Genomic DNA, 17,783 nt, shown 5'->3' with positions numbered 1-17,783 from the left:
AGGCGTTCCCAATACCACAGGCTGGCAAAATACAGGCCGATCGGCGCGGGTGCCCAGTCCTCCGACTCCGGGATGTTCTGTTGCAGCCACGCGATCCCCCTGTGGATCGTGGCATCTGGCGCGGCCTGGAAGACGGCCAGCGCGCGGGTCGCCAGGGCGGACTCCTCGATGCTCGACGGCGTGTCCTTGACGCCGCCCCAGCCGCCATCGTCGTTCTGGTTGGCTTGCAGCCAGCGGGCCGCTGCCTCACGCATCACGGTTAGCCGGGCGGCGTCAGCGGGGGCATCCAGCCGTCTCAACGCCAGGAGGACCCTGGCGGTGCCGTAGGTTCGATTTTCCGCGTGGGCCGCGTGTTCGTTGCCGAACCAGAGGGGCGTCCAACTGCCGTCCCGGTTTTGCGTCCGCCCGAGATAGCGGAGCGCTCGCCGCATGCCGGTGCGCAGGCGCGCGCGGAGTTTCGGGGGCGACGCATCAAGCCACATCTGCATAGCGGCCACCGCGTGCGCGGTGAGGTCGGGGCAGCTTCGGTCAAACGGCAATCGTCCCCAGCCGCGACAGAAGGTCGGCAGGCCGCCGTCGCGATTTTGCAGATCGAGCAGCCAGCGCAAGCCGTCTTCAGCCGCGCGCGATACGGCCGGGTCGGGCGAATCGGCCAGTTGGCTCATGGCGATCAGCGCGCCAGCCGTGTCGTCGGCATCGGGAACGCCGCCGGACAGGTCGGTCCACGCCCAGCCGCCGGGCGCGGCGCCGGTGTAGGGGTGCGGCGCGCGGTGCTGGGTGCGCAAGAGCCAATCCCGGACCGGGGCGAAGACACCCGTCTGCGAGAGGCGCGCAACGTCTGCTTGCGGCAGCCCGGTCAGCGCCTCCACCGCTTGCGTGGTGACCCACGTTTTCAGGTTGGTGTCAACGGGCCAGCTTCCGTCGGCGCGAACCGTTGCGGTGAGAAAGCCGACGGCGCGACCGACCACCGGATGATCCGATTCGCCCGCAGCGCAGAGAGACAGGGCTACGAAGCCGGTCAGCGGGGCGGCTTCGAGAAATCCACCCGACGCCGGTTGGATGCGTGCGAGCCGGCGTAGGGCCAGCGGCGCGAGGGCATCGCGCAGCGGTGCCAGCCCCGGCAGGCGAGAGCGCCGGTTGCGGTGGTGAGCGACCCCCATGGCAATCAGCGCGGGCAGGGCATAGCTGACGGTTGGCAATCCGACGAAGCGATACCAACGGGCGGGAATAGCGACCAGCTCGAACGGCAGCGGCGGAACGTGGCGCCACGCGCTGACGGCGGGGCCCAGCAGCCCGGCCCGGGCGCACATGACGAGGATGGGCGTTGAAAACGTCCGATCCCGGCCGTAGCGCGTGAGCGCCAGAGCGGCGATGGCCTCGGCCGCCAGCGATCCTGCCCGTCGCGCGATCCAGGCGTCGGCCGCCGTGCGCGCCGCGCGACAGTCGGCATCGGCGGGATCGGCCGCTGTGAGCGCGGCGCGGCACAGCAGGGTGGTGCTGGGGTTGCTGCGGCTTTGGGGCGTGTCGCCCCAGCCGCCGTCGGCGTTCGCATGGGCGACGATCCAGCGCAGCGCTTGCCCGATCAGCGGACGATGCCCCTGCGGATCGACCTGATGCAGCGCAAAGGCGGCGACCGCCGTCGCCAAGGCGCTGGAGGAGAGATGGCCCTCCCAGACCCCATCGGCGCCCCGTTCCCGCAGCATCTGTCGCGTCAGCCGCTTTTGAAGCGCATCAGCCGCCGCCCCGGAGGCGACTGCGGCGGCATTCTGGATACGTTGAATGTTGTGTGTCATGGCTGTTGGACCATGCAGGCAACGCGCACCGTGCCCGTCAGAGGGTGGCACTATACGCCGGAGACCTCCGCGCGTCAATCCCCGGAAGCAACAAACAAAAAAGGCCGTATTGACAGCACGGCGTTTTTTTGGTTAAATCTCAAATTCAAAGCTGATTGGGCTCGCTCCGAGCCAAAATGAGTCGTCGTTCACAAGGGTTAATGAGGCAGACATGGAAGCGTATGCAATTGTTGAAACCGGTGGCAAGCAGTATCGCGTAGCCGCTGGGGATACGTTGGAAATCGAGCATCTGGACGTTGAGGCGGGCCAGCGCGTTGATGCAGGCGCCGTTTTGGCCGTTTCCGACGGCAATGCCCTGATGATCGGCGCGCCGACTGTGCCGGGAGCCAAGGTCGTATTTTCGGTGGTCGAGCACAAGCGCGGACCGAAACTGATCAATTTCAAGAAACGCCGCCGTAAGGGGTATGAGCGCCGGGTTGGGCACCGTCAGGAGCTAACCGTGGTCAAGGTCGAATCGATCGCCTAACGCGCTGCGCAGCAGCAGGGAGAGTATCCAATGGCAGTATCCAGTTCCGCACGAAACGGCCGCGACAGCGCGGGCAGACGCAGGGGCGTGAAGCGATATGACGGACAGGTGGTTCGCGCGGGCGCGATTCTGATCCGGCAATGCGGCACCAAGTGCCACCCGGGCAAGAATGTCGGGATGGGACGCGATTTCACGCTGTTTTCATTGGTTGACGGCGCGGTCAAGTTTACCAAGGACGGGCGTGTCCTCACCGTGATTGCGGCTCCGGCTGCTGACGCATAAGACGCGCGTAAAGGTGGGGGCACCGTGAAGTCACGTCGCTTTATAGACCGTGTGACGGTGCATGTGCGTTCCGGAAAAGGTGGCGACGGAAGCTCAAGCTTTCTCCGCGAAAAATACGTCGATAATGGTGGCCCTGACGGCGGCGATGGCGGCCGCGGGGGCCACATTTTTTTTGTCGGCGATCACGACACCGACTCGCTGGTTCGCCTCTATTTCGAGCCACTGGTGGTGGCCGAAGACGGTGGCGCGGGTCGGAAGAAGCAGATGCACGGCAAGGACGGCGCCGACCGCGATGTGAAGGTGCCGTGTGGCACGTCGATTTTTGATGCCCGGACGGGCGAGTTGCTGGCGGACATCATCCGGCATGGGCAGCGGGAGTGTTTGGCACGGGGCGGCAAGGGCGGGCTCGGGAACATTCACTTCAAGACCTCCACCCACCAGGCCCCCACAGAACACACACCGGGTGAGGATCCCGACGAACGGGATCTGCAACTTGAACTCAAAACCGTGGCGGACGTTGGTTTGCTGGGATTCCCGAGCGCAGGCAAGTCGTCGTTGCTGGCTTCCATCAGCGATGCGCATCCCAAGATCGCCGCCTATCCGTTCACGACCCTCCACCCGATCATCGGCACCGTGGCGTATCCCGATTACAGCCAGATCCGCGTGGCGGACATTCCCGGCATCATCAAGGATGCGAGCGAGGGGGTTGGGCTTGGACTTGATTTTCTCCGCCATGTGTCGCGTTCCCGCATTCTGTTGATGGTGATTGACATGGCTGGCACCGACGGACGCGAACCGTGGCAGGATTATCGGACCCTCCGTGCCGAGCTCAAGGCGTATGATGCGGCGCTACTGGATCGGCCGACGCTGCTGGTCGCCAACAAGATGGATGTGCCAGAGGCGAAGGCCAATCTTGCGGTTTTCCGCAAGAAGGTGCGTGGCCGCATTCTCCAAATCTCGACCGTTGACGGGCGGGGGCTGGATACGCTGAAGACGCAACTGTGGGAGCTGATCCGTCCCGTCGCGGGACGGCGCGAGATCGCGGAGCCGGAAGCCGTCGCGATGCCTGCAACCGCTGTGTCACCCGTGCCGGCCGAGCCCATTCGCGTGTCGCGTATTTTGGACGAGTCTGGAACCGAAGAGAGCGTCGAGATCGTTACGGAAGATCGCGTTCGCCATGCGGGGTTTCTGGTGATCGAGCCGAAGAAGAAGAAGCGGCGGCAGTAGGGAGGGCCCATGCACATCGCGGGGTTCATTCGGGCGTACATCCGGTCGATGCGCCTGCAGACGCGATCGAGCGTGAGTTCCAGCCCTTCCGCCGCGTACTCCAGCCAAGCGGTGAGGTCGTCCCCGGCCTCGCGCACGGCCTGCAGCGCCTGGTAATAGCGTGGCCGGTCTTCCCAATAGAACTCGTCAGCAGCTCGAACATCAGGCCGGACACCTCCTCCGGCGGCGGGGGCACGTGCGGCCCCACCCGCACGCGGATCGTGCGGTAACGCCCGGCCTCGCCCTGATCCATCACGCGCGCCGCCACGATCCGGTGCAGTTCGAAGAGATCCTCGTGACGGACGGTCTTGAGACCCGCATGCTTCTCCACATAGCGCAGTCCCGCAAAGTAGTTGAGTACCTCCCGCTGCGGCCGGTCAGCCGCCGCCGGAAGCTCCCGCCCCTCTTCGACCGCCCGGACCTGCTCCAAGGTCAGGGGGTTCCCTTCGATGGCGGTCGAGGAGTGGGCGTTCCGCACGCGCGTATCCGCCTGCAGTGCGGGTATCCACGCGACATCTACGGTCGCGGACACGATACGCTGCCGCAGGGCGGCGATACGCTCCACCCGGTCGAGCAGCAGCGGCGTGATCGTGAATTGAGGTTCGTAGCTCATCGTTTTCGCCCCAAAATAAGTCAAGTATTAGTCAACTTATTGGGCCAAGTGCAAGCACCTCTTAACACCTATACCCCCACGCGCTCCACCCACGTGATGAGCTGGGCGATCTTTTTGTCGGCGCCGGCGGCGGTGAGGCGGGGACTACGGTTCTGAATCAGCAGGGTCTGACGGCTGTGGGCGCGATAAAGACCGACCTTGCCGTCGCGAACCTCGATCCGGGCGATGCGGCGGCCCGCTGCGACGATGCGCAGTTCGGCGATCCGCAGCAGCCGCTCCGCAGGTGGCGGCAGCCGCCCAAACCGGTCGGCCATCTCGTCGCGCAGGGCTCGAATGTCGGCGGCCGTGGAGGCCTCGGCGACGCGCCGGTGAAAGGCGATCCGATGGGCTTCGTCCTCAATGTACGCATAGGGGAGACACGCCGCTCGGTCGGGGTCGCCGGTGCCGGGGGAGAGGTCGATAAAGTCGAGCTGGATGTCAACCTCCACGAGCATGGGCGGCGCCTCGCCCCTGAGTCGGGCCACCGTCCGCTTGAGGAGCTGGCAGTAGAGGCCGAAGCCGATGGCGGCGATGTGCCCCGATTGCGCGGCGCCAAGGATAGAGCCTGAGCCGCGAATCTCCAGATCGCGAAGCGCGAGCGAGAAGCCGGCGCCGAGTCCGCTGTGGGCGCGCAGCGCGCCGATGCGCTGGCGGGCTTCGTCATCAATGTTGCCATGTTCGGGGAGGAGCAGCCAGGCGTATCCCTTGCGCGAGGCGCGGCCGACGCGGCCTCGGAGCTGGTAGAGGTCGGCGATGCCGAAGCGGTCGGCGCGGTGGATGATGATCGTGTTGGCGCGTGGGATGTCGAGCCCCGATTCGACGATCGTTGTGCAGAGGAGCAGGTCGGTCTCTCCGGACTCAAAACGGCGCATGACTGCGGCGAGCTCGCGCGCGGGCATCTGGCCGTGGGCGACCGCGATCCGGGCCTCGGGGACGAGCCGCTCGAGGCGCGCCTGCACGAGGGGGAGCGTCATCACGCGGTTGTGGAGGAAGAAAATCTGGCCGTCGCGCGCCAGTTCCTGGAGGATGGCGGAGCGGATGGCGGCGTCGGAGTCGCGCACCACCCGCGTGTCGATCGCCAGCCGTTCGCGCGGGGGCGTTTGCAGCAGCGACAGGTCGCGCGCGCCGGTCATGGAGAGGTACAGCGTCCGCGGGATGGGCGTGGCCGAAAGGGTCAGCACGTCCACCACCTGACGCACGGCCTTGAGGTATTCTTTGTGGCGAACGCCGAACCGCTGCTCTTCGTCAATTACGAGCAGCCCGAGGCTCTTGAAGGCGACGCCGGGTTGGAGTAGCGCGTGGGTGCCGATGATGATGTCAATCCGGCCGGCGGCCAGATCGTCCAGGGTGCGGCGGATGTGGGCGGGGCTCCGGAAACGCGAGAGGACGTCGATGCGCAGCGGGTAGGCGGCCATTCGTTCGCGGAAGGACTCGTAGTGCTGCTCGGCAAGGACGGTGGTTGGCACCAGAACGGCGACCTGGCGCTGGTTCATCACGGCGATGAAGGCGGCTCGGATCGCCACCTCGGTCTTGCCGTAGCCGGCGTCTCCGCAGACGAGTCGGTCCATCGGGCGCGGCGCGGCCATGTCGGCCTTGACCTCGGCGATGACGCGCGCCTGGTCCACGGTCTCCTGATAGGGAAACGAGGCTTCAAAGGCGTGCATCCAGGGCGGCGCGGTGTCGAAGCTCAGGCCGGGGCTGAACTGCCGCTTGGCCTGAGTGTCGAGGAGCGAGGCGGCCAGATCGGCGATGGCCCGTTCGGCGTCGGTCTTCTCGCGCATCCAACGCTGACCGCCGAGGCGGTGAAGCGTGGCGGCGTGGCCGCCGACGCCGACATAGCGGCTGAGGAGGTGAACGTGGGAAACCGGAACGTGAAGCTTGGTTTCGTCAGCGTATTCGAGGGTGATCACCTCGGAACGCCGCCCGTCGATTTCGATCTCGGTCGTTCCGATGTAACGGCCGATGCCGTGGTCGAGGTGGACGACCCGGTCGCCGGGCTGCAGGTCGGCGATAGTGTCGAGGCGCTGTCCGGTGGCCGGGGCGCTTTTGGGACGAATCGGAGTGTGCTTGCGGACGGCATAGAGATCGGGCTGGGCGAGGAGGGTCAGCGCGCAGGCGGGCGGCTCGGCGAGGGTGAAGCCGCCGGAGAGCGGCAGGCGGAGGAGAGCGATCCCACCGCCAGCCGGGAGTTCATGGGCGAGGGTCTCGCAAGCGCCCGGGGTGTCGGCGCAGACGACGGCGAAGCCGCCTGCACGGGTGAAGGCGGCGAGGGGCGCGATCAGCCGCTGCCGCGCGGTCGCGAGGAGATCGGGGTGGGCCGGGTCGTCACCGAAACCGGAGACACCGGCGATCGGGGCAATGGCGAAGGGCAGCGCGGGCACTGCGGGCGGGGGCGGATCGCCTGAGACCAGATCGAGGGCGGGGGCGCACGCGGCGAGGCGTTGGGCGAGATCCTCCCACAGGAGCAGACCGGGGAACTCGGCCGCACGGGTCTCGGCGTAGTGGCGGATGCGGTCGTGATCGAGTCGCAGGATCACCGTGCCGCGCGGCAGCAGGTCGGTGAGCAGGATGGTGCCGGGCGGGCTGCACGGGGCGAGTTCGGCACCGGTGATCCGTTCAACCGACGTTTGGGAGGCGGGGTCAAAGCGGCGCAGCGATTCGATTTGATGATCCGAGAACTCCGCGCGCAGGGGCAGGGTATCGGTTGCGGGCCAGACGTCGAGGATGCCGCCGCGCACGGCGAACTCGCCCTTTTCCGAAACGTCGGGGGCGCGGGTGTAGCCAGCGGCAACCAGATCGGCGATCAGGGCGTTCAAGTCGGTCTCGCCGTTCAGAGCGAGCGTCCGCGTCGCGCGCGCAACGGAGGCCGGGTCGGGAACCGGTTGCTGCAGCGCGTGGGCGGAGGCAACCAGAATGGGGCAGGGTTGAGCATGAAACGTGCGGATGGCCAGAAGGCGCGCGCCCTCGAGTTCGCGGTCGGCGTCGCCGGTTTCGATGGCAGGGAGCAATGCAACCGGCTGACCCGTCTCGCGGGCGAAGGCGAGCAGATCGCCGGTGACCGACTCCTGCTCGATCGAACCGGCGGTGATGACCAGGATCGGCGCGGCGGGATGCAGCCGCCCCAGGGCGAGGGCGGTGATCGCGGCCGACGCGCCGGGGAGCAGGGGAAGCGATAAAGTCGTGACACCCGGCGGCACGGCCGCAAGCGCGGCGCGCAGAGCGTCGGTCATTCGGTCGCTGATGGCATGCGCAGCCGACAGGGGTTGAACGTCCTCTGCCGGGTCATGCGCACCGCCTCGGGATGGGGGAATCCGAGTCAAAGCCCACGGGCCCCTCGAACAGCCCTCACTAGCTTCAGTTATTGCGTAACAACAGGCCACGCCGAATCAGAATCAGGATCGGGGATAGGTTGTCATTTTTTCATGCCCCTGTCAATGGCTCACAGCGTGTCTGCCCTTGAGTCGGGAATCCCGCCTGTGATACCATCCCCGCTCCGGCGTCAGGCAATCAGAACAGGAGCGCTGAAACGATGCAGATGAAACACGTGGTCATGATGGACAAGCGTCAGGTCGAATTACAGACGCTGGAGTTGGATGAGAAGTTGGGCGCCGATGAGTTCTGCGTCAGGACGGAACGGACCTTCATCAGCGCGGGGACCGAGCTGGCGAATTATACCGCGAAGGAGCCCGCCGTCTATCAGAAGGGCTCCTGGTGCGCCTATCCGTGGCGCGCGGGCTACGCCAATGTGGGCGTGGTCGAGGCGCTGGGATCGGCGGTGACACGGGTGACGAAGGGGCAGCGGGTCTTCAGCTACAGCGCGCATGCGTCGCATGTGACAATCAGTCAGGAAGCTTTCTTTGTCGTAGTGCCCGATGGTATCGATCCCGCCGTGGCGGCGGCTTCGCGCATGGCCGGCATTGCAACCTCGGCAATGGCGATCGCGGACCGCGCCCTCCACCAGCCAGTTGTGCTCGTCTTGGGATTGGGGATTGTGGGCAATCTCGCCGCGCAGTCGTTCCGTGCGCTCGGCGGCAAAGTGGTCGCCGTCGATCCGATTGCGGCGCGACGGAAGCTGGCCGAACGGTGCGGGATTGCGCGCACGCTGCCGGGTGGCGACACGTCCGACATCAAGCAGGGTCTCAAGCGGCTGGTGGGCGTGGAGCAGGCGGACATTTGCATCGATGCCAGCGGGCTGACCCCCGTGGTCTTGCAGGCGCTGGCGATGACCGCCAATGTGGGACAGGTGATTCTGCTGGGTTCGCCGCGCGCCCCCTGTGAGGGCAATCTGACGGCCGTATTCAGCGAAATCCACCTCCGGAATATTGTCGTCCGGGGCGCGTTGGAGTATTTCCTTCCGGCCTATCCGGTGCAGTCGATCTGGGGGGGCAGGACGCCGCCGCTCATATCGCTCTGGGAAAAGCAGCGGATCATCTTCGATTGGATCCTCGACGGCCGCCTCGTGATCGAGCCGCTGATCTCCCATCGTCTTTCCCCGGAGAAGATCCGGGATGCCTACGAGGGGCTGCTCGCCGCGCCGGAACTATTCACCGGCGTTGTGCTCGAATGGCCCGCTCCCTGACGTGACGGCCCTCAACGTAGGGGGCGAGTGCGGAGCCGATCACCGCGCCTGAGATCGTCGTGATGTCATAGCCGTCGCCGCTCTCGACCAGTCCGGCTGTGCCGAAACCGGCATGCCGGAGCTCGTGGTCGCGGACGCAGGCGCCGGCATTCGTCGGCCCGGCTCGGAAGGCCGTGTCGAAGCCCAGCTCGGCGATCTTCGCCTTTGAGGAGAGGGGGCTGCCCAGCCGGTTGGCGGTCCAGACATCGCCTTCGGCGAACGTGACCCCCGGTAATTATCGGCGGAGGTCGCCATGAGGATGATCGGGTAGCCATCGGGAAGGCTGTTGTATTCCTCCTCGTCGACGCACGCGCAGCCGAACACGATCACGCCCTTGATCGAGACCTTGCCCTTGACGCGGTAGCAAACGTCAATATCCATCTCGCGTTCGCAATCCGTGTATGTGACGGTCTTGGCATTCTTGGCGACCGCCGTGTTCAGGCTGGCCGCGTACTGGTACACGCGGGGCCATCCGCCGTCGAGCTCCTGAGCCAGAGTCGCAGCGCTAATCAGCGCGACAGCGACAACACCGAGCAATTTCTTCATGGCATCCATTCCTTCCGTTTGCACACACACAGGCGCTGCTTGCGCCTCAAGCCTGAAAGAGAATCGTCCCTTTCCAGATTGCAAGAGGCTCGTATAGGTATTCACCGAAGGATGGCCCGACTCCCTCGTTTCGCGAGCATATTTCCGGCCAAACCAATGGTCAGTCGTACGGGGCTACATCCCGACATTGTACCCACGCCAGAGTCCGCCGGCGTTGTCGACGATGAAGACCATGCCGTTGGCATACGACAAGCTGAAGTACGAGTCGAACGACGTGCCGGCACCGGTGAGCGTCGTCGAACTCACACGGTTGCCGTCGGCATCCCAGGCGGTGAGCACGCAGGGGCCCGCGTACGTGAGGTAGAAGCCGGCACGCTTGATGATGCCACGGTTCTGAGGATAATCGTTTTCGCCGTTGAGGGTGCCAAAGCCGTCGAGTGTGACGGTGCCAATGAGCGCCCCGGTCGCCGCGTTCCATCGTGTCACCGTGCCGGCGTTGAAGGCGATCAACTCGTCACCTGTGTCGTCCAGAACGACAGACGACTGGCTATTGAGGCTTCCGCCGACGAGGGTGATGTGGTTGGCGAAGGTGCCATCGCCGTTCATAATCAATATCTGCGAGGAACTGAAGCCGCGCCCGTAGACCGGGGTGCCGTTGCCGTTCTGGCTGTAGACGGAACGCCAATCGACGTTTGGCTGGAAGCTCTGCACCCACGCGCCAGCGGCGGTGTATTTGGCGAGCCGGTAACCGGACGAGGAGCCGCCCGAGCACGACCAGTAATGCGTGCCGTCGTAGGTGAGTGTCATGGTGGTGCTGGAGAGCCTGTCGGTGAAGGTAACCGCAGCGTCGTAACTTGCCTGCGAGAGGGCATCGATCACGTTGAAATAGTCGTTGTAGTTGGCATAGCTCGGGGTGACGGCGTTCTTCCCGAACACCTTCGGGACCAGGGCGTCGATGGTTTCCTGGATATCCTCGGAGTCGATGTTCTTGATGGCGCTGGCGAGGGTTTTGTTGTACTTCACGGTGAACGAGCCGAAGGCGACGCCGGTTTCGGTGTTTTCGCCGTCGTAGGGGGCGCAGTCGTCAACCGTGCAGGGCTCGAAGGCGATGGCGACCTTGCACTCGCCGTTGTCCACGCAGCGGGGGCATGTGTTCTGATCCGCGCTGCAGTAAGGGGCCAGCGCGGAACCGATCACCGTGCCGGCAATCGAGGTGATGTCATAGCCGTCGCCGCTCTCGACCATCCCGGCCGTGCCAAAACCGGCATGCCGGAGTTCGTACTCGCGGACGCAGGCACCCGCATTGGTCGGCCCGGCCCGGAACTGCGTGTCGAAGCCCAGCTCGGCGATCTTCGCCTTGGAGGAGAGGGGACTGCCCAGTCGGTTGGCCGTCCAGACATCGCCTTCTGCAAACGTGACGCCGCGATAATTATCGGCGGAGGTTGCCATCAGGATGATCGGATAACCGTCGGGGAGGCTGTCCAATTCCTCGGCGTCCACGCACGCGCAGCCGAAGACGATCACGCCCTTGAGAGAGACCTTGCCCTTGACGCGGTAGCAAACGTCAATATCCATCTCGCGTTCGCAATCCGTGTATTTGACGGTCTTGGCGTTCTTGGCCACCGCCGTGTTCAGGCTGGCCGCATATTGGTACACACGGGGCCAACCGCCTCCAAGATCTTCAGCCTGAGCCGCAACGCCAATCCAGGCTACAGAGGCAAGAACGAGAAGTGCCAAATTTTTGATAGGAGTCAATCCCGATATTATTTGTTTCGGTCCAGATTGAGAGCGTAGTTTTCCCCAATCTAGCGTCGTGTGCGATTGGGGCGATTTGGCCGGATTGCCGTCGGGTTTTGTATCCCAGCCATAAGAAACAATCAACTGGGAGTTCTAAACGAGTTTCTTCAAAGAAAAGCAAGAGGTATGTTTTGATGCGACGTTGCCCAATGGCTGGTCGGCCCGTGTTCCCGCAGTCCGGTTGTAGCAAGGGTGCCTCGTATCCTGATAATCGTGTTTCAGGCGCGCATGCTGTCGTGTTTTCGACTTGCATTTGATGCTTCCTCCACCCCCATACAGCATCGAGGAGGAAAATTTCAACAGGAAATTGAAAATGTTTGATATTATTTGCCTGTCTTTGCTATTCCTCCAGAGAAGGTAATAATGCCTATGAAACAGTGGTACGAATCGTTGTTTGACAATTACGCCCAGAAATATGACCAAGAATGTTTTGTCCAAGGGACGGCTGGCGAATGTGATTTTATCGAACAGGAAATAGGGCGAAACACAGCTCTCAGGATCATCGATATTGGGTGCGGCACCGGTCGCCATTCGATCGAATTGGCAAAACGGGGGTACAGGCTGATGGCCGTTGATCTGTCCGATTCACAACTTCTACGGGCACGGGAGAAAGCCAAAGCAGCTGGCGTGATGATCGACTTCCAGAAGCAGGACGCCAGAAACCTTCCGTTCAGAGCCGAATTTGACTTGGCAATCATGCTCTGTGAAGGGGGATTTCCGTTGATGGAAACGGACGAGATGAATTTCGAGATTCTCAGAAATGTCACCCACGTCCTCAAGGACGATGGAAAGCTGATATTCACCACGTTGAACGGGCTATTCCCGCTTTACCATTCAGTCGAACAGTTCTGCGCCGATGCCGGCAAGACAGGCAACGCAACCTATCGAAGCAACACCTTCGATCTGATGACATTTCGAGATCACAACATTACGGCTATCGAAGATGATTCAGGGACGATCAAAGAGCTCGCGTGCAACGAGCGTTATTATGTTCCCTGTGAGATTGCGTGGCTTTTGAAGTCGCTTGGGTATAAGACGGTGGACATCTTTGGCGCAAAACTTGGAGCTTACTCCAGAAACGACACATTGACCACTGAAGACTTTGAAATGCTTGTTGTCGCCAGTAAGGGTTAAGTTTGGCATGACGTGGCTGGCAGGGGTTTTGCAAGCGCCTTTTCTATCAAACAGAGGCTCCGGCTGCATGTCTCGCGTCCAACAGCCCCGCGTTCGATAGTCGCACTTCTACAAACTTGGCGGTTGCGCGTGCCATGACCTCGCCGTGTTGGCGAACCTCGCCACTCACTTTGAACAACGGGGCATGAGGTGCGTCCAGACGGGCGCTGACCACAACAGGGCGATTCACGATGACCGGTTTGAGAAACCTCACCTTCAGTTCGCCCGTCATGGCGACATGTCCATGGGTGAATAGGCAGTTTGTCATGGCACTGTCCAGAAGCGAGGCAATGACACCTCCGTGCAGATACCCCGTGTAGCCTTGGTAGTGTGGGTCACACGGGAAGGAAGCCTCCACATGCCCATCGGCGTGCGCTTCAAATGCGAGACGGAAGCCCTGCGCGTGTTCTCCGCCGCAAAGTAAACAGTGCGCATGCAGACGTGACCGCAGGGCCTCCTTCTTTTCCGCTGAGGGCTCAGTGGTCACAGACATTTGTCCCGGACACGAGCGTTCCCGTCAGATAGTGGGCCACCAGGGTTTCCGGCGTTTCGGCCGGTGCGCCCACCACTACCTGGATGCCGTTTTCCGCAAACAAATTCTGCGCGCGACTGCCCATGCCGCCTGCGATGATGACCGTGGCGCCTTGATCGTGCAGCCAGCGAGGCAAGACCCCGGGTTCGTGTGGCGGCGGCGTGAGCATCTGCTTGTTGGTGACCGTCTTGGCCTTTTCATCAACGTCGAGCAGGGCGAACTGGTTGCAGTGGCCAAAGTGCATGCAGAGTTTGCCTTCGGCGATCGGTATAGCGATTTTCATAGGTGATAACCGTCCTTTTGGGTTGGGGGTTTGTTCTGGGTGTGTGGTGAGCCTTTCTTGAAACTCAAATACAGTTCCCGCACCCCCTTCGCGGCAGGTGTTGGGGAAGGCCGACCAAAGGGCTGCACCCGCTGGCTGTCCTGTGCAGTGCAAGGGAACCAGACAAGCAATGTTGAATCGGCGCAATTCACGAATCGTCCAATCCAGCCGATCCGCGTGTGCCGCGCGTAAGTGTGTGCCGCCAATCACGGCATGCAACGGCTGGTTGCCGGTCAGCGTCTGCACGTGGTCGAGGGTGTTGATGATGCCCGCATGCGCGCACCCGAGCAGAACGATGGAGCCGAACGGACTATCAAAATAAAGAGCCTGGTCATCCAGTAAAAGATCAGGATCGCGCCCGAGTGGATCGCGGCAGAACGACTCGGTGATGGTCTCTTCGGGATGACGGCGCGGAATTTCGCCTGTGGCGTAAAGCCCAGGCGCAACCTGAGTGACCCGTCGAGACGGGATGAAGCGGCATCGCTCGCCTGTAATGGCCGCTCGTGATTCTTCGGACATGCCGATTTCACGCACGCCGGATTGGTTTCGGCGGTACTTTGGCAGCAGGGCATCCGGATGGGCATGCAGCATCACGACGCCTGTCGCCTGATGCAACACGGTGGGCAATGCGCCGGTATGGTCGTAGTGACCATGACTGAGAACGATTGTGTTCACCGCATGCAAATCCACGCCCAGAGCTTGCGCATTGTCGGTCAGTATGCGCCCCTGGCCCGTATCAAAAAGCAAGCGGTGCTCCTGTGATTCCAGCCAAAAGGCCAGTCCGTGCTCGCCAAGCACGTTGCGTGTCAGCGCCGTATTCTCGGCTAAAATGGTAATTGTCATCGGGACAGATTCTCCCATATCGCGCGGACGTCGTTACCCAACGCCCCGGCATCCGTCTCGACCACGGCGCGCCCCTGCAACTGGGCGTCCGTCACCGCTCGGCCATAACGCACGCGCCCAACGACAGTGGCGCCAGTCCGGCGGGCCTCGGACTCGATTCGTTCGGTCATGTCCGAATTCAAGTCCCACTTGTTCACGCACACGGCGGTCGGGATGTTGAAGTGGCGGGTGAGTTCGAGCACCCGCGCCATGTCGTGTGCGCCCGAAAGGGTGGGTTCGGTCACCACCAGAACCTGCGAGGCACCGCTCACAGAGGCAATCACGGCACAACCGATGCCCGGCGGGCCATCGACCAGGATGAGGTCGGCCTTCCGTTCTTCGGCGAGTGTGCGGGCGGTTTCCCGGACTTTGGCGACCAGTTTGCCGGAGTTCTCGCCGCCGGGGATCAGCCGGGCATGGACCATCGGGCCGTGGCGCGTGTCGGACACATACCATTCACCGCTGAGTCGTTCGGAAAAATCAATGGCCTTGACTGGGCACGACCAGACGCACACACCGCACCCCTCGCAGGCGGTGGCGTCAATGGTAAACGTGGGCCCGCCAGCGCCGCCTTTGGTTTTGCGGACCGCATCGAACCGGCACCGGGCCAGGCAGGCGCCGCACCCGATGCAGTCGGACTGGCGAAGGGTCGCCGTATGGCCGCAGTAGAAATCTTCACGTCGGCACATCGTGGGCGCCAGCACGAGGTGGAGGTCGGCGGCATCCACGTCGCAGTCCGCCAGCACGGCATTCCCGGCCTGCCGTGAGCCTGTCGAACCGGCCAACGCGGCGAAGGACGCGATCAGGCTGGTCTTGCCCGTGCCGCCCTTGCCGCTGATGACGACGAGTTCTCTCATGGTGCGCCTTTCCCGTTCCGTTCCAGAACAATCATGTCCCCCACCTTCGCACCGACTTGGGCGGCAACGAGGGGACGCTTGACGCGCAGCAGGAAGAAGATGTGTTTTGTGGATGATGGTGTCATGCGTCTTTCTCCATGCTTTTCCACAAATCCAAGAACAGCGTGCGCCACTCCGGCAGGACGTGAACGGCCATCTGTCCTCGCGAATAGATCTCCGCCACCCGGCGGTCGTCGGGAAGCTCCAACAGCACCGGAATGCGTTCGGCGGCGCAGAAGGCGCGCACCTGTTGGTCGCCGATATCCGCGCGGTTGATGACCACGCCATGCCGGAGGCGGAGTTGCCGCAACATCTCCACGGCCAGTTTCAGGTCATTCAGTCCAAATGGCGTTGGTTCCGTGACCAGGAGCACGTAGTCGGCGTCCCGCACGGTCGTAACCACGGGGCAGGACGTGCCCGGAGGAGCGTCCAGAATGGCGATGCCATCCAGAATTGCTTTCTTCCTGACGGCGCGAATCAGTGGGGGTGCCATGGGTTCGCCGACATTTAAGCGACCCTGAACAAAGGCCACGCCGTCGGCCTGCCCTGTCTCGACCACGCCGATCAGACGGGTCTCCTCGCGGAGCGCTCCTGCGGGGCACACGAGGACGCACCCCCCGCACCCGTGGCAGAGTTCGGGAAAAACCAGGGTCTTTTTCAGTACGGCGATGGCGTGGTATTGGCAGATTTCCGCACACGTGCGGCACGCTGTACACGTTGCCTCGTCCACCACGGGCACCGGGATGCCGACCGCTGCGGTTGTGGTGATCTGGGGGTTCAAAAAGATGTGGCCGTTCGGTTCCTCGACGTCGCAATCGAGATACTGGACGCCCTTGCCCATGTCGGCAAGCGTCCACGCCAGGTTGACCGCCACGGTGGTCTTCCCGGTTCCTCCCTTGCCGCTGGCAATGGCAAGTTTCATCGTTTCATCTGTCGCATCATTGTTTCTCTCCCTGGAACCGGGACTCGGCTCTCCCTGTTTCTTTTTGGCATGACTGTCTCCTTTTCTCTTGGTTGATGTTCCCTACACTCAATTATAGGTAGCTTGGAGCTCCGAAGACTCTTCCAGAAGCAGTTTGGAAAGGTCCGCCATGTCGTTGTCCTGCCAGAAAGGCAGTCTTTCATGTATCTTCATGTAGGTTTGCGGGATGGGGTGGGTGCCAATGACGACGGGCAGACCATAAGCAGTTTCGATGAACGTCTTGAATCGCCGAATATTCGGACATGGCGGATAACCAACGACCAATCCTGTGGCCAGATGAATGACCGTGGCGCCGTTCTTCTTGAACTCGGCGGGAACGGTTTCCACATTTCCCCCCGGACAGCCCCCACAACTCGAGTAGCCAATGATTTCAGCCTGTTCGCTGGCCGGGTAGCGTGAAAATGCGCCATGCCGCTCGCGTAGCGCCCGAAAGCATTTGCCACCGCCACAACTCCTGTAACGGGCACAGATGATGATTCCGATTCTGTTCATTTTGAGCACGGTCTTAACTTCCCCGATCCAGTGTGAATTACGCCCAGTGACCTTCCACGTTGGCAACGGAAACTTCAGGCAAAGCCCCTGCCTGGAAGGCCCGGAGAGCATCAGTGACGGTGCCTTCCTTTGCGAGATAGATCTTAATCCCAGCCGCGTTCAATGCGCGGAATGCCTTGGGCCCCACGTTACCGGTGATTACGGCCAGCGCCCCCAGCCGCGCAACGGTTTCAGCCGCCTGAATGCCTGCCCCTTGCGCGGCATTCAGATTCGGAGCGTTGTCGTGGACGACGCGCTCGTTTGTTTCCGTATCCACGATCAAGAAGAACGGGGTCCTCCCGAAACGCGGGTCAATGGCACCTGTCATGTCCCTTCCCGTCGAGGTAATCGCGATTTTCATATGGACTCCTGTTGTAAGCGTTCAGACCCCGTTCGAGGCCCTTCGCACCCAGCCCTGCCACGCCGACAGCGTCGGTGTTGGCGGCAACATCCCGGCATGCTTAACGCCGGGGCGGGGAGGCGGCCGACCAGCCACGCGGCGATAACGTCATCGACGGTGCCTGCCGTAAAGGGGATCACGCGCACGCCCGTGGTGGCCAGCGTGCTTGCCATCGGGCGGGAGATGGCCCCGCAGATCAACACCTCGGCATGGAGGTCCGCCAGCCGGGCAGCCTGTGCCTGCATCCCGTCGCCCGGTAGGGATTCCTCGTGACGAGCGATCACACGACCGTCCGCCACATCGAGCAACAACACCTGCCTCGCCACATCGAACACCGGCGAAATCCTCCCGTTCCACATGGCCACCGCCACTTTCATGATTCGTATTCCTTAACGTCGTGACTAACCCACGAGTATCACGAAGCGTGCCAAGGTGCTGAACGAACCTTCTGATTGAACGTAACGCGTGTGATCGCAAGTGGATGCAGCAAACCATGGTCGGATGCTGCGCGATGATGAGAGTTGCGGAATCGCAACGGTCTGTAGATGAGAGTGTCGCATTTCAGCGACTCTACTTGGCCGCAGC

The 17,783-nt window shown here is 62.7% G+C and carries 17 protein-coding genes; 5 read left to right on the top strand and 12 right to left on the bottom strand.

Features of this window, described 5'->3' with window-relative positions:
• The coding region (locus FJ222_08475) for a squalene--hopene cyclase (GenBank protein ID MBM4164461.1) at nucleotides 1-1,793 on the bottom strand (1,793 nt) is incomplete at its 3' end.
• A gap of 211 nt (nucleotides 1,794-2,004) precedes the next feature.
• Here FJ222_08475 and rplU point away from each other — a divergent pair.
• Genes rplU through obgE form a run of 3 tightly spaced genes read left to right on the top strand, consistent with a single transcriptional unit; the run spans nucleotide 2,005 to nucleotide 3,828 of the window.
• Entirely contained in the window at nucleotides 2,005-2,319 is a 315-nt protein-coding gene (rplU, locus tag FJ222_08470; GenBank protein ID MBM4164460.1) for a 50S ribosomal protein L21, read from the top strand.
• A 30-nt stretch (nucleotides 2,320-2,349) separates the two neighbouring features.
• Nucleotides 2,350-2,601, top strand: coding sequence for a 50S ribosomal protein L27 (locus FJ222_08465; GenBank protein MBM4164459.1), 252 nt, complete (start codon nucleotides 2,350-2,352; stop codon nucleotides 2,599-2,601).
• Nucleotides 2,602-2,625: 24 nt separating this feature from the next.
• The gene (gene obgE / locus FJ222_08460) at nucleotides 2,626-3,828 is read left to right on the top strand and encodes a GTPase ObgE (protein ID MBM4164458.1); all 1,203 of its coding nucleotides are present in this window, start codon (nucleotides 2,626-2,628) and stop codon (nucleotides 3,826-3,828) included.
• 25 nt (nucleotides 3,829-3,853) lie between these two features.
• On the opposite strand, the gene FJ222_08455 is transcribed toward obgE, so the two are convergent.
• Nucleotides 3,854-4,480, bottom strand: coding sequence for a hypothetical protein (locus tag FJ222_08455; protein MBM4164457.1), 627 nt, complete (start codon nucleotides 4,478-4,480; stop codon nucleotides 3,854-3,856).
• A 68-nt stretch (nucleotides 4,481-4,548) separates the two neighbouring features.
• Complete coding sequence (gene mfd / locus FJ222_08450) at nucleotides 4,549-7,749, bottom strand: transcription-repair coupling factor (protein MBM4164456.1); 3,201 nt, start codon at nucleotides 7,747-7,749, stop codon at nucleotides 4,549-4,551.
• Nucleotides 7,750-8,048: 299 nt separating this feature from the next.
• On the opposite strand from mfd, the gene FJ222_08445 reads away from it, so the two are divergent.
• Nucleotides 8,049-9,098 (top strand): zinc-binding alcohol dehydrogenase, encoded by a 1,050-nt coding sequence (locus FJ222_08445; protein ID MBM4164455.1) that lies wholly within the window; start codon nucleotides 8,049-8,051, stop codon nucleotides 9,096-9,098.
• Nucleotides 9,099-9,137: 39 nt separating this feature from the next.
• Here the strand turns inward: FJ222_08445 and FJ222_08440 are convergent, their stop codons facing one another.
• Together FJ222_08440 and FJ222_08435 are read right to left on the bottom strand one after the other, a co-directional pair.
• Complete coding sequence (locus tag FJ222_08440; GenBank protein MBM4164454.1) at nucleotides 9,138-9,683, bottom strand: hypothetical protein; 546 nt, start codon at nucleotides 9,681-9,683, stop codon at nucleotides 9,138-9,140.
• A gap of 174 nt (nucleotides 9,684-9,857) precedes the next feature.
• Nucleotides 9,858-11,339, bottom strand: coding sequence for a hypothetical protein (locus FJ222_08435; protein MBM4164453.1), 1,482 nt, complete (start codon nucleotides 11,337-11,339; stop codon nucleotides 9,858-9,860).
• 510 nt (nucleotides 11,340-11,849) lie between these two features.
• Between FJ222_08435 and FJ222_08430 the strand changes: the two genes are divergently transcribed.
• On the top strand, nucleotides 11,850-12,614 hold the full coding sequence (locus tag FJ222_08430) for a class I SAM-dependent methyltransferase (protein MBM4164452.1): 765 nt from the start codon (nucleotides 11,850-11,852) through the stop codon (nucleotides 12,612-12,614).
• Nucleotides 12,615-12,660: 46 nt separating this feature from the next.
• Here the strand turns inward: FJ222_08430 and FJ222_08425 are convergent, their stop codons facing one another.
• The 7 genes from FJ222_08425 to FJ222_08395 form a co-directional block, all read right to left on the bottom strand.
• Nucleotides 12,661-13,146, bottom strand: a complete 486-nt coding sequence (locus tag FJ222_08425) for a PaaI family thioesterase (protein ID MBM4164451.1) — start codon at nucleotides 13,144-13,146, stop codon at nucleotides 12,661-12,663.
• Nucleotides 13,130-14,368, bottom strand: a complete 1,239-nt coding sequence (locus FJ222_08420) for an MBL fold metallo-hydrolase (protein ID MBM4164450.1) — start codon at nucleotides 14,366-14,368, stop codon at nucleotides 13,130-13,132. Before FJ222_08420 ends, FJ222_08425 begins: the two co-directional genes overlap by 17 nt.
• A complete protein-coding gene (locus FJ222_08415; protein MBM4164449.1) occupies nucleotides 14,347-15,246 on the bottom strand; it encodes a 4Fe-4S dicluster domain-containing protein in 900 nt (299 codons plus the stop codon). The genes FJ222_08420 and FJ222_08415 overlap by 22 nt, the downstream gene beginning before the upstream one ends.
• Nucleotides 15,247-15,367: 121 nt before the next feature.
• Complete coding sequence (locus tag FJ222_08410; GenBank protein MBM4164448.1) at nucleotides 15,368-16,207, bottom strand: (4Fe-4S)-binding protein; 840 nt, start codon at nucleotides 16,205-16,207, stop codon at nucleotides 15,368-15,370.
• A 108-nt stretch (nucleotides 16,208-16,315) separates the two neighbouring features.
• Nucleotides 16,316-16,759 (bottom strand): CGGC domain-containing protein, encoded by a 444-nt coding sequence (locus FJ222_08405; protein MBM4164447.1) that lies wholly within the window; start codon nucleotides 16,757-16,759, stop codon nucleotides 16,316-16,318.
• 37 nt (nucleotides 16,760-16,796) lie between these two features.
• Nucleotides 16,797-17,159, bottom strand: a complete 363-nt coding sequence (locus FJ222_08400; protein ID MBM4164446.1) for a dinitrogenase iron-molybdenum cofactor biosynthesis protein — start codon at nucleotides 17,157-17,159, stop codon at nucleotides 16,797-16,799.
• A complete protein-coding gene (locus FJ222_08395; protein ID MBM4164445.1) occupies nucleotides 17,156-17,575 on the bottom strand; it encodes a dinitrogenase iron-molybdenum cofactor biosynthesis protein in 420 nt (139 codons plus the stop codon). The genes FJ222_08400 and FJ222_08395 overlap by 4 nt, the downstream gene beginning before the upstream one ends.
• Nucleotides 17,576-17,783: the final 208 nt, after the last annotated feature.

This window comes from Lentisphaerota bacterium (assembly GCA_016873675.1).
Classification (GTDB): domain Bacteria; phylum Verrucomicrobiota; class Kiritimatiellia; order RFP12; family JAAYNR01; genus VGWG01.
This window is presented reverse-complemented; position numbering and strand designations above follow the sequence as displayed.

What these genes read in the sequence shown, in the direction of transcription:
- FJ222_08405 (MBM4164447.1), bottom strand. Translation starts at nt 16,759, where the DNA reads ATGAACAGAATCGGAATCATCATCTGTGCCCGTTACAGGAGTTGTGGC.
- rplU (MBM4164460.1), top strand. Translation starts at nt 2,005, where the DNA reads ATGGAAGCGTATGCAATTGTTGAAACCGGTGGCAAGCAGTATCGCGTA.
- FJ222_08415 (MBM4164449.1), bottom strand. Translation starts at nt 15,246, where the DNA reads ATGAGAGAACTCGTCGTCATCAGCGGCAAGGGCGGCACGGGCAAGACC.
- FJ222_08420 (MBM4164450.1), bottom strand. Translation starts at nt 14,368, where the DNA reads ATGGGAGAATCTGTCCCGATGACAATTACCATTTTAGCCGAGAATACG.
- FJ222_08400 (MBM4164446.1), bottom strand. Translation starts at nt 17,159, where the DNA reads ATGAAAATCGCGATTACCTCGACGGGAAGGGACATGACAGGTGCCATT.
- FJ222_08465 (MBM4164459.1), top strand. Translation starts at nt 2,350, where the DNA reads ATGGCAGTATCCAGTTCCGCACGAAACGGCCGCGACAGCGCGGGCAGA.
- FJ222_08410 (MBM4164448.1), bottom strand. Translation starts at nt 16,207, where the DNA reads ATGAAACTTGCCATTGCCAGCGGCAAGGGAGGAACCGGGAAGACCACC.
- FJ222_08445 (MBM4164455.1), top strand. Translation starts at nt 8,049, where the DNA reads ATGCAGATGAAACACGTGGTCATGATGGACAAGCGTCAGGTCGAATTA.
- FJ222_08455 (MBM4164457.1), bottom strand. Translation starts at nt 4,480, where the DNA reads ATGAGCTACGAACCTCAATTCACGATCACGCCGCTGCTGCTCGACCGG.
- FJ222_08425 (MBM4164451.1), bottom strand. Translation starts at nt 13,146, where the DNA reads ATGTCTGTGACCACTGAGCCCTCAGCGGAAAAGAAGGAGGCCCTGCGG.
- FJ222_08430 (MBM4164452.1), top strand. Translation starts at nt 11,850, where the DNA reads ATGAAACAGTGGTACGAATCGTTGTTTGACAATTACGCCCAGAAATAT.
- mfd (MBM4164456.1), bottom strand. Translation starts at nt 7,749, where the DNA reads ATGACCGACGCTCTGCGCGCCGCGCTTGCGGCCGTGCCGCCGGGTGTC.
- FJ222_08395 (MBM4164445.1), bottom strand. Translation starts at nt 17,575, where the DNA reads ATGAAAGTGGCGGTGGCCATGTGGAACGGGAGGATTTCGCCGGTGTTC.
- FJ222_08440 (MBM4164454.1), bottom strand. Translation starts at nt 9,683, where the DNA reads ATGAAGAAATTGCTCGGTGTTGTCGCTGTCGCGCTGATTAGCGCTGCG.